Here is a 16,239-nt window from a genome sequence, read left to right on the forward strand (position 1 = left end):
CGCTTTCGAGCGGGATTTTTTATGACATTTTAATTATATTTATTTAATCCAGCCCATTCGAATTAAAGGCGAAAATAACCAATAATGAATACCCAAAATAAAGTTCATGATTTGATTCTCATATTTCCACCACAATGGTAATCCAGCTAAATTTACTGTTATTGCCATCAGAAACGCACCCAGCATATCAATCGGAAAATGCACACCGACATAAACACGCGACCACGCTACCAGCCAAGCTGTCCAGATTAGAATTCTTCCCAAGTCTCGCTGCGGTGAAAAATAATAGGCGAAGGCAATCCCGCTAAAAATACTCATATGGTTGCTGGGAAAAGAACCAGTCGACGCATGTTCAATCAGGGTGCGACCAACATCCATCACAAACGGGCGTGGGGTATTAAGGATCGCAGACAATATCTCGCTGATCGACAAGGTAATAGCTGTAAAAATAAATGCTTTGATAATCCCCATTTTTACTTGGTAACTACCACGGAACCAGGCAATAGAAAAAATCAGCAAAAAGAGATAAACCAGGTCATGCGCAATCAGGGAGGCATAGTTGATTATCCAGATCGAGGCTTGGTCGGGTACATTTAAGATATGAAACAGGTAAAGATTCAATTGGTCAAGGGACATGAGCAGAGAAGACTGGAATAAATGTCCGTTACTCTAAACCGGTCAAACCTCAATTCCTACCTGAGTTTGTATGAATTTGTAGCCTCGCTTTTTAAAGAATATTCACATGATAAAAAACCACCCAAAAGGGTGGTTCTTAAAAGTGCGAATAATATAATGAAGTCTTATTTAAACTGAATAGCCCCATTCGCGCTGACCGTCATTTGCGATTCACCCGCCGCAACTTCCTGCTCAGGAACCGCCATATCAGCCGATGCAGATTTCATCATGGCCATACGCGGTACTGGCTGTGGTGAATAATTGTTAGTATTCAGGTTTAAGTTCACCAGTTGATAACTCGGTTTGTTCCAGGTCTGGGTGAGTGCCTGTGCGCGTTGCTGGAAGTTTTTGGTGGCTTCAATCATCAGCTCGCTTTCAACTTTTTTACGCTTTTCATCTGATACTTTAAAGTTAATCGACTGGGTCTGGAAGTGCTGTTGTAATTCGGCAATCAGTTGAGACGTTGCTTTAAAATCTTTCGATTCCAGACGAATCTGGGCACGACCACGCCATTCTTTCAATTTACGGTTGTCATTGTCATAAATAGGATAAGTGCTTTGTGCGCCCGTCTCGATTTTCACAGTAGGATATTTGCGTGCTGTGGCGATCGCCTGATTCATCAGCTGGTTAATTTGAGTGGCTAGTTCAGCCGGCTGTTTGTTGGATTTTTCAATATAAAGCACAGCATGCATTTCATCATTTGAGATTTCACGGCTAGCCTCTGCTGAAAGATTAACAACATTATAATTCAGAGATTCAGCAGGAGCTGCAAATGCGCCTGTGGCGAGGGTGCTGGCAAGGATCAAACTGGTAAGTGCTAAGAGACGCATGAAATTGTCCTGTTTTTCTTAAAATTGGCCATCTAAGCCGTTGTTAAAATATTAAATCTCAATTGTGATCTTTTTACGAAATATTTGTCGTAAGAGTGTTAAATTCTCTTTAATTTTATCTCATTATTTAATTTATATTTATTTTTAATAATTAAATACTTAATGAATAATTTTAAGATTGGTTACCTGAATGCCGCCTGCGCTACAAAAACCATAAAAGAACACGCTTTTCTTTCTGCTGTCACACTGTAAGATGATGATTTAGGGGATGGATTAGCATGATGTTTTTTTTCGATAAAGATTAGGACAAAATGTGACTGAAAGTTGTTTATTTTCCTGAAAAATTCGGTATCATCCGCCTCCTAGTTATTCGAATACAAAACTGCTAGCTAGAACCTTTATAAAGCGCCGAGTCAAAGGACCAAACGTCACCAGACTTATTTCTTTCACCCATATCAGAGATGGTAATTCGATATGAGCGTTACTTCTGTAAACCCTGCCACCAATTCCACAAACGAATACTACTTGACTCGCCAAAGTCAGATGGAATCGAATGTGCGTAGTTATCCACGTAAATTACCGTTAGCGATAGCGAAAGCACAAGGTTGCTGGGTTACCGATGTTGAAGGTACTGAGTACCTTGATTGTTTAGCTGGGGCAGGGACGTTGGCATTAGGCCATAATCATCCTGCGGTCATTCAAAGTATCCAGGATACGATTGCAAGCGGTTTACCATTGCATACCCTGGATCTTACTACTCCTTTAAAAGATGCTTTTACTGAAGCACTTCTTTCTTATCTTCCAGGTGGCCAAGAAGAATACTGCTTGCAGTTCTGTGGTCCATCCGGTGCAGATGCAACCGAAGCCGCGATTAAACTGGCGAAAACCTTTACTGGTCGTAGCTCAGTGATCAGCTTCTCTGGCGGTTATCACGGTATGACTCACGGTGCATTGGCAATGACAGGTAACCTGTCTGCGAAAAATGCAGTGAACGGCTTGATGCCGGGTGTACAGTTCATGCCATACCCGCATGAATACCGTTGCCCATTGGGTCTTGGTGGTGAAGCCGGTGTTGATGCCCTGACTTACTACTTTGAAAACTTCATTGAAGATGTAGAAAGTGGTGTGACCAAACCTGCAGCTGTAATTCTTGAAGCGATTCAAGGTGAAGGCGGTGTGGTAACGGCGCCAGTAAAATGGTTGCAAAAAATCCGTGAAGTGACTGAAAAACACAACATCGTATTGATTCTTGATGAAGTTCAGGCTGGTTTTGCACGTTCAGGCAAAATGTTTGCATTCGAACACGCAGGGATTGAACCTGATGTTGTAGTGATGTCTAAAGCCGTAGGTGGTAGCTTGCCGCTTGCCGTACTTGGTATTAAACGTAAGTTTGATGCTTGGCAGCCAGCAGGTCATACCGGTACTTTCCGTGGTAACCAATTGGCGATGGGTACAGGCCTTGCAACGATCAATACCATTAAAGAACAGAACCTGGCGCAAAATGCACAAGAGCGTGGTGATTTCCTGCAAGCTGAATTGAAAAAACTGGCTGCTGAATTCCCATGTATCGGTAACGTGCGTGGCCGTGGTCTGATGATCGGCGTTGAAATCGTAGATGAGCGCAAAGATGCGGATCATATGGGTTCTTTACCTGCTGATGGTCAGTTGGCTGCAGCGATCCAAACCGCTTGTTTCAACAATAAATTATTGCTTGAGAAAGGTGGTCGTAACGGTACAGTGATTCGTTTACTTTGTCCGTTGATCATTACTCAAGACGAATGTGTTGAAGTGATTGCTCGTTTCAAAAAATCGGTTGCTGAAGCACTAGTTGCAGTTCGAGGCGCATAATTCATGGTAGATTTCGCAGAACATCGTAAAGCGTTACTCTGCAATGATGCTGCATCCATTGCTGACTATCAGGCTGGCATGGACCAAGCGACCAAAGCGGTTGCGGCATGGTTGCAAAATGACAAAATGTACACTGGTGGTAGCATTAAAGAGCTACGCAGTGCGATTGCATTTAACCCTTCAAAAGAAGGTCTGGGTGTAGAAAAATCTCTTGAGCGTATGGTTGAGCTTTTTCTCAACAAGAGCTTAAAAGTTCATCATCCGCATTCACTTGCACATCTTCACTGTCCAACAATGGTGACTAGCCAGATCGCGGAAGTGCTGATTAACGCAACCAACCAGTCAATGGACTCATGGGATCAAAGCCCGGCCGGTTCATTGATGGAAGTTCAGTTAATTGACTGGTTACGTCAAAAAGTCGGCTATGGTGCGGGTCAGGCCGGTGTGTTCACTTCTGGTGGTACGCAGTCTAACTTGATGGGCGTATTGCTTGCGCGTGATGCTTGCATCGCGAAAAACTGGAAAGACGAAAACGGTAATCCGTGGTCGGTTCAGCGTGATGGTATTCCTGTGGATGCGATGCGTAATGTCAAAGTCATCTGTTCTGAAAATGCACATTTCTCTGTGCAAAAGAACATGGCGATGATGGGCATGGGCTTCCAGTCAGTGGTCACTGTTCCTGTGAATGAGAATGCACAGATGGACGTAGATGCACTCGAAAAAACCATGGCGCACCTTCAGTCTGAAGGCAAGATAGTGGCATGTGTGGTAGCGACTGCGGGTACAACGGATGCTGGCGCGATTGATCCATTGAAAGCAATTCGTGAAATCACCAATAAATATGGCGCGTGGATGCACATCGATGCGGCATGGGGTGGTGCACTGATTCTTTCGAATGACTATCGTTCTATGCTGGACGGGATTGAGCTGTCAGATTCAATCACGCTTGATTTCCATAAGCATTACTTCCAGGCCATTTCTTGTGGCGCGTTCCTGCTCAAAGATGAAGCGAACTATCGTTTCATGCATTATGAAGCTGAGTATCTGAACTCTGCTTATGATGAAGAGCATGGTGTTCCTAACTTGGTGTCGAAATCACTACAAACGACGCGTCGTTTTGATGCCTTGAAATTGTGGATGACTGTAGAAGCATTAGGTGAAGAGCTTTATGGTTCGATGATCGATCATGGCGTGAAATTAACCCGTGATGTGGCAGACTACATTAAAGCGACTGATGGTCTGGAGCTTCTGCTTGAGCCTCAATTCGCGTCTGTCTTGTTCCGTGTGGTTCCAGCGGGATATCCGGTTGAATTACTCGATACGCTCAATCAAAACGTAGCAGACGAACTGTTTGCGCGTGGTGAAGCGAACATTGGTGTGACGAAAGTCGGTCAGGTTCAGTCTCTGAAAATGACTACTTTAAGCCCGGTTGCAACGCTTGATAACGTGAAGAACTTGCTGGCATTAGTGCTTGTAGAAGCGGATCGTATCAAAGATTCAATCGCTGACGGTACTTATACGCCACCCATTGCATAAGTGATGGTGGTGTGAAAAAAAAGGAGATCGAAATGATCTCCTTTTTTGTGCGCTTAAAAATAAAAAAAGGTCCTTTCCCAGATCGAAATTCCTCACAAAAACACGGAAGGTCTGAATCCCGTTTGGCCTGTTATTTATTTGTCATAGGCTTATGTAAAACTGGGGAGCAGGATTTATCCTGAGTTCAGGTTTATAAAAATTGTTACATGTCATTGGTCTAAAATTTTTTATTGAACTAGATGATATAAAGAACTTAATCATTGAAATCCATAAAAATTTAATCAAGAAAAAACCGCTAGATTAAAAATCACTAAATCGTAATAAAGCTGTAACTTATCTGTCATATTCTAAAATCAAAATGCAGGTATCGAAAGAAGTACAAAACTGAATAAAAAGTGGTGTACTCCAAATTTGCATAAATGAGAGAGATACTAGAATGCGCTTTACAAATATAGCTTTAGCATTAGCAGTAACCGGGGCAACTGCTGTAACGACTGCACACGCAGCACGTGACACCATCCAAATTGCAGGTTCTTCAACTGTACTTCCATATGCCAGTATCGTGGCAGAAGAATTCGGTAATACTTTTCCACAGTTTAAAACACCAGTTGTCGGTTCTGGCGGTTCTTCAGGTGGTTTAAAGCAGTTCTGTAATGGCGTGGGTGATAACACGATTGATATCGCAAACTCTTCGCGTCAAATCAAAAGTACCGAACTGGCAGAATGTAAAAAGAATGGCGTTAACCAAGTCCTAGAAATCAAAATTGGTTATGACGGTATTGTATTTGCATCGAATGCTAACAAGGCTGCGTATAAACTGCGTCCACAACATGTCTTCGCTGCGCTTGCTGCACAACTTCCATCAAATGGCAAAATGGTCGCTAACCCGTACACGCGTTGGAACCAAATTGACAAAGCACTTCCAAATGAACCGATCACCCTGGTAATTCCTGCTTCGAATCATGGTACGCGCGAAGTCTTCCAGGAGAAAATGGTGGATGCAGGTTGTGAAACGTACGCTGCAATTAAGTCTCTAGACAAAGATGCCAAGAAAAAAGCCTGTACGACATTCCGTAAAGATGGCCGTGTGGTTGAGATTGCCGGTGACTATACCGAAACATTGGCACGTTTAAAAACTTCTCCAAGTGCCGTAGGTGTGTTTGGGCTAGGTTTCTATGACCAGAACCGTGACCGTCTACGTGTTGCCACAGTGAACAATGTAGCGCCTTCTGAAAAGACCATCTTGAATGGTGCTTATCCGGTATCACGCCCATTGTTCTTCTACGTAAAAGGCGAGCATTTGAAATCGATCAAAGGCTTACCGCAGTTCACAGAATACTTCCTGAACAAGAAAGTATCTGGCAAAGGCTCTAAGCTGGAAAAAGCAGGTCTGATTTCAATGTCTGATAAAGAACGTGCAGCAGTCCTGGCAAATTTCAAGGCTGGTAAAGCGGTTGTTGTGAAGTAATAAATGATTTTGAAAACGCTGGTGGTAGGGTCAACCTACCATCGGCTTTTTGCGATAAACAAGTTTTTTCAAACCATGAAAATTGAAAAAACAGTGGAGAATACATGAATCTGCTACTTATAGGTGTGTTATTGGCCATCATGGCCATAGCCTATCAAATCGGATTAAGTAAAAGCCGTAGCTTAGCAGGTAAGGGAAACAATTCTGCAAACTTACACTCGCGTCCCGGATATTATGGTGCCCTGGTTGCACTATGGTGTGGTATCCCTGCGTTTTTAATTTTGATTGTTTGGAATATGGTAGAACCCACTTTTCTGGAGCAGGTGGTACTCAACCATTTGCCAGAAAATGTTTCTGCTAGTCTGGATCCGGCAAGTCTGAGTGTTGTGATTGATCGCGTTCAGGCACTTGCCTCAGGTTTCGGGGTCAGTGATACACCTGCAGCTTATGAAGTTGCAGCAGCAGAACAGTTGGCTAAATTCTCGACCATTGGTACCTTTGCCAAATTGGCAGTCGTGATTTCGGCTGCGCTGGCCGGTCTGGTCTGGGCCAAGAAACATATTAGCCAGGAATTCCGTGCACGTAACCAAGTCGAAAAAATGATTAATATCGGCCTGGCATTGTGTTCAGGTGTGGCGATTCTGACCACTCTCGGGATTGTGATGTCGATGTTTGGCGAGGCGATGCGTTTCTTCAGCTTCGTTAGCCCACTCGATTTCTTCTTTGGTACCCAATGGAACCCAGGGTTTAGCACCTCTGGCAGTGCTGAAGGCAGTTATGGTTTATTGCCACTGCTCTGGGGCACGCTCATGGTCAGCGGGATCGCGCTTCTGGTCGCGGTTCCAGTAGGCCTGATGATTGCGATCTATCTGGCCGAATACGCTTCACCGCGATTCCGCTCTTGGGCAAAACCTACAATTGAAGTGTTGGCGGGTATTCCTACGATTGTCTATGGTGTCTTTGCTTTGATGATCATCGGCCCATTCCTTAAAAGCATGGGTGCTCTGGTCGGACTCGAAATTAATGCCACCAGCGCGCTGACCGCCGGTCTGGTCATGGGCATCATGATTATTCCGTTCGTATCTTCTCTGTCAGATGACATCATCACTCAGGTGCCGCGTGCCTTACGTGATGGCTCTTTGGGTTTGGGTGCCACCAAATCTGAAACGATCCGTCAGGTAGTTTTACCCGCAGCCTTGCCGGGTATTATTGGTGCGTTCCTGTTGGCGGCGTCACGTGCGATTGGTGAGACCATGATCGTGGTTCTTGCAGCCGGGAACAGCCCACAGTTGCATGCCAATCCACTTGAAGCCGTGTCTACGGTCACGATTACCATCGTGAATCAGCTAACTGGGGATACTGACTTTGCTAGTCCACAAGCACTGGTGGCCTTTGCACTAGGACTGACGCTATTCGTCATTACCTTAGGTTTGAACATTGTTGCACTGATCATCGTGCGTAAATATCGTGAGCAATACGACTAATGAGTACTTCAAATACAACGCCTGTGGATCAGCGTATTGATCCATCCATCGCCGCCGAGCTGCGTGAAAAGCGTAAGAAGACCATTCAAAGCTCTTTGGCACGACGTCATCGTAAAGAAAAAACCTTTCGTTTATTTGGTTTCTCTGCGGTACTGGCAGGTCTGTTCTTTGTGGTATTGCTGTTCGGGAGTATTTTATCCAAAGGTTTGCCTGCATTCTGGCAGAGCAGCATGAGTTTGCCGATTCATTTCGATCCTGCCATTGTGGATATTGGTCCAAAACCGAAGCCAGCTGCAGGAGAATCTCCAGCACAGTTTGAAGATCGCTTTATCGCATGGCAGACCGAAGTCGGAATGGTGGATTGGGATGCGCTGATTATCAACGGCATGATTGCCAAAGACAGCAAGCTGGAAAGCCAGCGTGATGAACTGGGTTCTTTATATACCAGTTCTGAGGCGTACCGCTTGCGAGACATGGTCATGAATGATCCGAGTCTGGTCGGTCAAAGCAAGGAAGTGAAAATTCTGGCGGATGCCAATGTCGATGTCTGGCTGGCAGGAAATATTGACCGTGATCTTCCCGATGAACAGCAGCAGCTCAGTCCTGAAGTACGTCAGGTGGCGGACGAGATGAAAGCCTCTGGTGTGATTGAAAATAGTTTCAATACCAATATTTTCACCAGTCCTGACTCGCGCAGTTCACCAGCAACTTCTGGCTTGGCAGGCGCCTTTATGGGCTCGCTGTTCATGATGATGATTGTGATCTTTATCTCGATTCCAATCGGGGTGGCCTCCGCGATCTACCTGGAAGAATTTGCTCCGAAAAACTGGATTACCGATGTGGTCGAAGTCAATATCAACAACCTGGCAGCCGTACCATCGATTGTCTTCGGTCTATTGGGTGCAGCGATCTTCATTGGCTGGATGCATTTGCCACTGTCAGCCCCATTGGTGGGTGGTCTGGTACTGAGTCTGATGACCTTACCGACTGTGATCATCACCACACGCGCATCACTTAAAGCGGTTCCACCTTCGATTCGTCAGGCAGCTTTGGGCCTCGGTGCTTCCCGCATCCAGACAGTATTTCATCACGTCTTGCCTTTGGCTTTGCCGGGTATTTTGACGGGCGCAATCATTGGGGTCGCACAGGCTTTGGGTGAAACTGCACCATTGTTATTAATCGGGATGAGTGCTTTTGTTGCCAGCGTTCCAGCCACACCATTTGATCAGTCAACGGCTTTACCGGTGCAGATTTTCTTATGGCAAGGCAATGAATTACGTAACTTCTTTGAAGGGCGTACCGCAGCAGCAATTATTGTACTTCTGGCCATGATGATCAGCTTGAACAGTCTGGCCATCTGGTTACGTAAGAAATTTGAAGTCCGTTGGTAATAGGGGCAGAATCATGAACACAACTGTTATTCAAAATTCCTTAAAAAAGGATCAAATCGTGAATCCACAACAGACACAATTCACCTCGGATGAGGCGACTCAAAAGCCGGCAACTCCGTTTGTTTCCCAGTTCGATACGCAAAGCAGCAGCAAAAAAGATGCGAAGTCGACGAATGTGAAACTTAGTACTTCTGATGTGCATGTGTACTATGGTGAAGCGGAAGCGATTAAAGGCATTGACCTGAACATTTATGAAAATGAAGTGATTGCTTTTATTGGGCCATCAGGCTGTGGTAAATCGACCTTTCTGCGTACCTTAAACCGCATGAACGATACCATTGATAGCTGCCGTGTGACCGGTAAAGTCATGCTGGACAATCAGGATATTTATGATCCAAACCTAGATGTGGTCTTGCTACGTGCACAGGTTGGTATGGTTTTCCAGAAGCCGAACCCATTTCCGAAATCAATCTTCGATAATGTTTCCTATGGTCCGAAGCTGCATGGTTTGGCGCGTGACAAGTACGATCTTGAAGAAATTGTAGAAGGCAGCTTGCGTAAAGCTGGTTTGTGGGAAGAAGTGAAAGATCGTTTGAATCAACCAGGAACAGGTTTGTCAGGTGGTCAGCAGCAACGTCTGTGTATCGCGCGTACCATTGCAGTCAGCCCGGAAGTGATCCTGATGGATGAACCGTGTTCAGCACTTGATCCCATTGCAACCGCCAAAGTAGAAGAGCTGATTTCTGAGCTTTCTACCCAATACACGATTGCGATTGTAACTCACTCTATGCAACAGGCAGCACGTGTATCGGATCGTACTGCATATTTCCATTTGGGTGATTTGATTGAAGTCAACTCGACCGAGAAAGTCTTTACCCAGCCAGATCATCAGTTGACTGAAGCCTATATTACTGGGCGTTTTGGTTAATCCGATATCTAGAATAAGAGCCGTAAGGCTCTTTTTTTATAGGTGAAATAGATGGTGATAATCGTAATAATTCTCGAAATAAAGTTGAAAAAAACCGAAATTGACCTAATCTAAAGGAATAAATCCGAATTAAATAGAGAATAGATTTTTTATGTTATTTCATACTCCGAAACTGTCCGCTGAAATCCGTATTAGTCATCTCAATGCGCGTATCAATGAACAACGAAAAAAAATAGCGCAAACTACTGGCTCTAAACTGGAACTTTTACAGTTGTCGCAACAACTGTCGAAAGAAGCGCGTGCGCGTAAGAAAACCAATCAAAAAATCTATGTACTCGATTTTAAAGGCGATATGGCGGCTTCTGCGGTAGAAGGCTTGCGTGAAGAAATCACTCTGATTCTGGCCACAGCTAAAGCCGGCCGTGACCGTGTGGTGGTGCGTCTGGAAAGCCCGGGCGGCATGGTCCATGGTTATGGACTTGCAGCAGCTCAACTGGTACGTTTACGCGAGGCAGGTTTTCATCTGACCATCTGTGTCGATAAAGTAGCCGCTAGTGGCGGTTATATGATGGCGTGTATCGCCAATGAAATTATTTCTGCACCATTCGCGATTGTTGGTTCAATTGGTGTAGTTGCTCAAGTACCCAATTTTAACCGTCTGCTGAAAGACAATAAAATCGACTTTGAACTCTATACCGCAGGTCAATACAAACGTACCGTGACCATGTTTGGTGAAAATACCGAAGAGGGTAAGGCTAAGTTTGAAGAAGAACTACAGCAAACCCATGCTTTATTCAAACATTTCGTTGAAAAGTATCGCCCACAGCTGAATATTGAAAAAGTGGCCACTGGTGAGCATTGGTATGGTCGGGATGCGCTGGATCTAAATCTGTTGGATAAACTGCAAACCTCAGATGAATACCTGCTCAACTTGTTGACCCAACATGATATCTATTCCATCCAGACCCGCAAGAAACCAACTTTGGGTGAAAAACTCGGCCTGCAAGCAGCGCAAATTGCTGATTCACTGATACCCACTGTCATGAATAAAGTTATGGAAAGCTTAAGTAAAGCCAACGCAAATCTGGTGCAAATACGTGATCCAAAACTTTAATCCAATTGATCTTGAATGAATTTTAAAGCTCACTTCGGTGGGCTTTTTTATTTTTTGAAATCATATTGTTATGATATAAGTGGAGTACTCTGATTGAGTCTAGGCTCATATGCTCACGTTTATTTTGTTGCTTGGGTTTTTTAGTATCGTATTTATTCCGATGTTATGTATGCTTTGTTCTGAAGCAAAATTAACTCAGGATGATTCTAAGAAGGTTTTGTTTTGGCTGAGTTTTCTACCCGGCGTTTGTATCTTTCTGCTGTATAGCTTTCTAAAGCCCAATGATCCACCTGTTATTCCATCGAAGGAATGTGGTGTTGTGCAGTTTTATCAGATGCATAAAGTTCGAGGTGGTAATGAATTTGAACGTGTGAGTATTCGCTTTGATGGCGCTCAATATAGTCGGCATTTATTTTTCGATAAGCATCTGGATAAAATTCCTCAAGGCCAAAAGGCCTGTTTTGAATATCTAGATAAGTTCAAATATCCACATTTGTCAGAATCTAAGTTTGTTCAATGGATTGAACCGAATGAAATGTAAACCATCATTGAAACTAATCAGATAATATAAAGCATATTTCATTGTTAGAGCAGAAACATGGCTATAGCTGAAGCATTTCTTGCGACGCAAAATTGTTATTTTAATTATGAATTTGAAGAACTTTATTTAGAGGATGATTTTCCTGAGGAGTTATCTGTGTCACTGCGTGGCATGATGTTCCGTCATGAGATTCAATATCCTGATGCAATCTATTTCATTTATTACAGTGAGATGTTGACGGATAATGAACTGCAAAAAATGAAAGATGATTGGATGCGATATTGCCCACATTCATAATTGAAAAATATGAATGTAATTAAATGCGTGATCCAAAACTTTAATTCAATTGATCTTGAATGAATTTTAAAGCTCACTTCAGTGGGATTTTTTGATTTTTCGGTATCAACTGCAGACCGCCTGTTACCGCTGCACCAATCGTAGCAAGCAAGACGTCTTTGTGTGCATCCCACATGTCACCTTGTTGTCCATTATAGTTTTCAGCTTCCTCGGGAGATAAACCAATGGCAATCAGCCATTCCAGCCACTCATAGATCATACTGCTGGCCACCACGAACTGAATCACCAGCAGGAAAATGACCACAGGTTTTTGCTGTGGCAACCAGACCTGAAACAGGCGATGGAAAATTGGATAAAGTAATAATCCGTAGGCCAGATGGACAAATCGGTCGAACATATTACGTGACCAGTGCATCGCTTCATTCAGATTAAAGCCAAAAATCTGTTCAATCCACTGGTTATAAGGCACATAAGAATATAGATAGTGTGCAGCAATCACATGAACAATCAGAAAAAGAATATATAAATTAAAACTTAAAAAATTCAGGCCGATTTTATACAGGCAGATGAGCAGCATGATGGTCATGAAAACTGTGCCTGCCTGATGCAAGAGATAAGCTTCCAGTTCTAAAGGACGAATACTGGCAAGCAAAATGGCCAGAATTAAAATGCTCAGGCTTGTGTAATGTTTGGCGGAAAGTCGATGATCAATCATGTCGTTATTATAAAATATCTTTTTTAGAATAAAACACATTATAAATAAAAAGGCGAAGCCTGAGCTTCGCCTTTTCGTCTTATTGCAAATTAGATTTTAGCAATCAGCTCAGCCACTTGTTTGGCCTGGTCAGCAGCATTACCTGTATATGATGCAGGCGTCATTTCCGCTAAACGCGCACGGTCAGCAGTAGGAACAGCTTCCAACTCGTTACCATTTACGAAATCAACCATCATGTCGCGAGTCATGGCTTGACCACGAGTCAGGGCTTTCAGTTTTTCGTACGGTTTTTCAACGTTGTAACGACGCATTACAGTTTGAATAGGCTCAGCCAATACTTCTTGGGCATTATCCAAATCTTCATTAATACGCGCAGCGTTCAACTCAAGTTTGCCAATACCTTTAGAGCAAGCTTCAAAAGCAATTAAGCTTTGCGCAAAACCAACACCCATGTTGCGAAGCACAGTCGAGTCAGTCAGGTCACGCTGCCAGCGAGAAATTGGCAGTTTTTCGCCAAGGTGTGCAAGTACAGCATTGGCAATACCCAAGTTACCTTCAGAGTTTTCAAAGTCAATTGGGTTAACTTTGTGTGGCATGGTTGAAGAACCAACTTCGCCTTCTTTTAGTTTTTGCTTGAAGAAACCAAGAGAGATATAGCCCCAAATGTCACGGTTAAAATCGATCAGAATAGTGTTGAAACGACGTAGCGCATCAAACAGTTCAGCCATATAGTCATGTGGCTCGATTTGAGTGGTGTACGGGTTGAAGTCTAGACCCAAAGACTCTACAAATGCTTGTGAATGCGCAGGCCAGTTGATGTCTGGGTAAGCAGAGTAGTGCGCATTGTAGTTACCGACTGCACCATTGATTTTGCCCAGTAGCTCAACATTTTTGAACTGTTTGATTTGGCGTGCAAGGCGGTAAGCCACGTTCGCCATTTCTTTACCCAAAGTTGTCGGGCTTGCAGTTTGACCATGAGTACGAGACAACATTGGCTGGTCTGCATGCTTTTCAGAAAGCGCAACGATTGAATCGATGATTTGCTGCATAGATGCAACCAGTACATCACGACCGCTTTTCAGCATCAAGGCATGTGACAGGTTGTTAATATCTTCAGACGTACATGCAAAGTGAATGAATTCACCGGCATTTTTAAGTTCTTCGATACCAGCGATTTTTTCTTTCAGGAAATACTCAACCGCTTTAACGTCGTGGTTAGTGGTGCGTTCGATCTCTTTGATGCGATTGGCATCATCTTCAGAAAAATCGCTCACAATCGCATCAAGCGCTGCATTAGTTTCGCCTGAAAACGCCGGTACTTCAGTAATTTCCGGGTGGTTTGCAAGCGCTTGTAACCAACGCACTTCAACAGTCACACGAGCATGGATTAAACCAAACTCAGAAAGAAAAGGACGTAGAGCATCACATTTGCTCGCATAACGTCCATCTAATGGAGAAAGTGCAGTTAAAGCGTTCATATCGATTCCTTAGATTTTGGAATTAAACGTAAAACGAAACACGTGCAGCATCAGTTAAACCACCTGAAACTGTAAACGCGCTAGATTCTGAATATCTTGTAGCAACTTGCGCTTGCCAAATACCATGCCCCAAGAGCTGCCACCGAGCTGACGCCACAAGTGCGCCATTTGCAAACCGGTAAATAAGGACGCACGAATGCGGTTGGTGTGTCCGGCATCTTTAAAGGCTTCAGCATTACCACGTACCATAATGCGCGGATTAATCTGTCCGGCCGTATCGACATAGGTTTGAGCGAGATTGGCAATGATGCTGGGGTGCAGGTAATTATTATCAAAGAAAGAAAGCTGTCTGAGAATTTTCTGTTGGGACTGTTCAATAATTTCAACAAATTTGGGGTTGCTATAGACCTTCTTTTCTAATTGAAGAAGTGCCATTGCATAGCTCATGGGAAGTTTGGTGCTGGAAAGTTTTGGAATTCTGGATTTTGGAGAAGTATTGAAGGGTTGAATAATGCTGCTTTCTAATGTTTTTAAACCTAAGGAAATATCGGCCAGTTGATTAAAAAAGTCAAGCGTCTGGGCATTCTGATTGCTGCCGGGACGGATATTAAGACTGGCTCTAATCAACTGTTCAAAATAAAAGTTACCACTTTCACCAATGCTTTGCTGACCCGTCAATGCTGTCATATGGGTTAGCTGGGTGGCCTGAAACACACCCGCTAATGCCAAAGCACGATTTTGACGAGTATTCAACGTTGTGGCTGGTTGAAATGGTAACTCCGTCATGCCGAATTCATCCTTTTATAAAATCAGGTTTAGGCGCATTGGTATGATGAATCACACCACCCCCTAAACAAACTTCACCTGAATAGAACACCACGCTTTGACCTGGGGTCACTGCACGTTGAGGTTCATCAAACTCAACACAAACACCATTCGGTGATTCTGAATCTTGATACACAGTACATGCTTGATCAGTCTGACGGTAACGGGTTTTGGCCGTACAGCGGAAACCTGTTTCAGGAATATCCTGCTCACCTGCCACCCAGTCAATTGCCTCAGACCAGAGCATCGTGCTCTGCATGAGTGGGTGTTCATGGCCTTGACCGACCACCAGACGATTGCCTTCGATATCTTTATGCAATACGAACCAGGCACCTTCAGCAACGCCTTTCATACCGCCAATACCAATACCACCGCGTTGACCGAGCGTATAGTACATTAAGCCGTGATGATCACCAACCTCTTTACCGTCTTCCAGTACGATTTTTCCGGGTTGAGCGGGTAAATATTGCTTTAAGAAGTCATTAAAACGACGTTCACCAATAAAACAGATGCCAGTCGAGTCTTTTTTCTTGGCAGTAACCAGATCTAATTCTTCTGCAATTTTACGGACTTGAGTCTTTTCAATTTCACCGACAGGGAACAGGGTCTTGTTAATTTCACGACCATGGACAGCATGCAGGAAATAAGTCTGGTCTTTGTTATTGTCCACACCACGCAATAAAGGTGCATATTCTTCACCACGTGAGTTGGTCATGGTTTCACCACGACGGCAGTAGTGACCTGTGGCAATAAAGTCTGCACCCAGATTCACTGCGTGATCCAAAAAGGCACGGAATTTAATTTCTTTATTACATAAAATATCTGGGTTTGGTGTACGGCCAGCCGCATATTCCGCCAAGAAATGTTCAAAGACACGATCCCAATATTCCATGGCAAAGTTTGCGGTATGCAGTTTAATGCCGATTTTGTCGCAAACGGCCTGAGCATCGGCAAGGTCATCCATCGCCGTGCAATATTCTGTGCCGTCATCTTCTTCCCAGTTTTTCATGAAAAGACCTTCAACCTGATAACCTTGTTGAAGTAAAAGGGCGGCAGAAACAGATGAATCTACACCACCTGACATACCGACGATGACACGTTGTTGCATA

Annotated in this window: 15 protein-coding genes; 9 read left to right on the plus strand and 6 right to left on the minus strand. The window is 43.9% G+C overall.

Features of this window, described 5'->3' with window-relative positions; genetic code table 11:
* Positions 1-39: 39 nt before the first annotated feature.
* Entirely contained in the window at positions 40-636 is a 597-nt protein-coding gene (locus tag G4D73_RS00095; RefSeq protein ID WP_213687080.1) for a phosphatase PAP2 family protein, read from the minus strand.
* A 164-nt stretch (positions 637-800) separates the two neighbouring features.
* Complete coding sequence (locus G4D73_RS00100; protein ID WP_004646521.1) at positions 801-1,505, minus strand: SIMPL domain-containing protein; 705 nt, start codon at positions 1,503-1,505, stop codon at positions 801-803.
* A 474-nt stretch (positions 1,506-1,979) separates the two neighbouring features.
* On the opposite strand from G4D73_RS00100, the gene G4D73_RS00105 reads away from it, so the two are divergent.
* The 9 genes from G4D73_RS00105 (at position 1,980) to G4D73_RS00145 (ending at position 12,112) form a co-directional block, all read left to right on the plus strand.
* Positions 1,980-3,353 carry a diaminobutyrate--2-oxoglutarate transaminase gene (locus G4D73_RS00105; protein WP_005246815.1) on the plus strand — a complete coding sequence of 458 codons (1,374 nt, stop codon included), beginning with the start codon at positions 1,980-1,982 and terminating at the stop codon, positions 3,351-3,353.
* Between the two features lie 3 nt (positions 3,354-3,356).
* A complete protein-coding gene (locus G4D73_RS00110; protein ID WP_213687081.1) occupies positions 3,357-4,889 on the plus strand; it encodes a pyridoxal phosphate-dependent decarboxylase family protein in 1,533 nt (510 codons plus the stop codon).
* 436 nt (positions 4,890-5,325) lie between these two features.
* Positions 5,326-6,357 (plus strand): substrate-binding domain-containing protein, encoded by a 1,032-nt coding sequence (locus G4D73_RS00115; protein WP_004279710.1) that lies wholly within the window; start codon positions 5,326-5,328, stop codon positions 6,355-6,357.
* A gap of 104 nt (positions 6,358-6,461) precedes the next feature.
* Entirely contained in the window at positions 6,462-7,841 is a 1,380-nt protein-coding gene (gene pstC, locus G4D73_RS00120) for a phosphate ABC transporter permease subunit PstC (RefSeq protein WP_213687082.1), read from the plus strand.
* Positions 7,841-9,232: a phosphate ABC transporter permease PstA gene (gene pstA / locus G4D73_RS00125; RefSeq protein ID WP_004279713.1), complete on the plus strand. Its 1,392-nt coding sequence runs from the start codon at positions 7,841-7,843 to the stop codon at positions 9,230-9,232. The genes pstC and pstA overlap by 1 nt, the downstream gene beginning before the upstream one ends.
* A 13-nt stretch (positions 9,233-9,245) precedes the next feature.
* Positions 9,246-10,160, plus strand: coding sequence for a phosphate ABC transporter ATP-binding protein PstB (gene pstB, locus G4D73_RS00130; RefSeq protein ID WP_004279716.1), 915 nt, complete (start codon positions 9,246-9,248; stop codon positions 10,158-10,160).
* Positions 10,161-10,311: 151 nt separating this feature from the next.
* Positions 10,312-11,274, plus strand: coding sequence for a protease SohB (sohB, locus tag G4D73_RS00135; protein WP_213687083.1), 963 nt, complete (start codon positions 10,312-10,314; stop codon positions 11,272-11,274).
* Between the two features lie 109 nt (positions 11,275-11,383).
* Complete coding sequence (locus tag G4D73_RS00140) at positions 11,384-11,815, plus strand: hypothetical protein (RefSeq protein ID WP_153566484.1); 432 nt, start codon at positions 11,384-11,386, stop codon at positions 11,813-11,815.
* 57 nt (positions 11,816-11,872) lie between these two features.
* Complete coding sequence (locus G4D73_RS00145; protein ID WP_044112890.1) at positions 11,873-12,112, plus strand: hypothetical protein; 240 nt, start codon at positions 11,873-11,875, stop codon at positions 12,110-12,112.
* 73 nt (positions 12,113-12,185) lie between these two features.
* On the opposite strand, the gene G4D73_RS00150 is transcribed toward G4D73_RS00145, so the two are convergent.
* The 4 genes from G4D73_RS00150 to mnmA form a co-directional block, all read right to left on the minus strand.
* Complete coding sequence (locus G4D73_RS00150; protein ID WP_213687084.1) at positions 12,186-12,827, minus strand: DUF2238 domain-containing protein; 642 nt, start codon at positions 12,825-12,827, stop codon at positions 12,186-12,188.
* 89 nt (positions 12,828-12,916) lie between these two features.
* Positions 12,917-14,305, minus strand: coding sequence for an adenylosuccinate lyase (purB, locus tag G4D73_RS00155; RefSeq protein WP_213687085.1), 1,389 nt, complete (start codon positions 14,303-14,305; stop codon positions 12,917-12,919).
* A gap of 54 nt (positions 14,306-14,359) precedes the next feature.
* Entirely contained in the window at positions 14,360-15,091 is a 732-nt protein-coding gene (gene hflD, locus G4D73_RS00160) for a high frequency lysogenization protein HflD (protein ID WP_005107369.1), read from the minus strand.
* A 7-nt stretch (positions 15,092-15,098) separates the two neighbouring features.
* The gene (gene mnmA / locus G4D73_RS00165; RefSeq protein ID WP_213687086.1) at positions 15,099-16,238 is read right to left on the minus strand and encodes a tRNA 2-thiouridine(34) synthase MnmA; all 1,140 of its coding nucleotides are present in this window, start codon (positions 16,236-16,238) and stop codon (positions 15,099-15,101) included.
* Position 16,239: the final 1 nt, after the last annotated feature.

The organism is Acinetobacter sp. WY4, from assembly GCF_018438165.1.
Taxonomy (GTDB): Bacteria; Pseudomonadota; Gammaproteobacteria; order Pseudomonadales; family Moraxellaceae; genus Acinetobacter.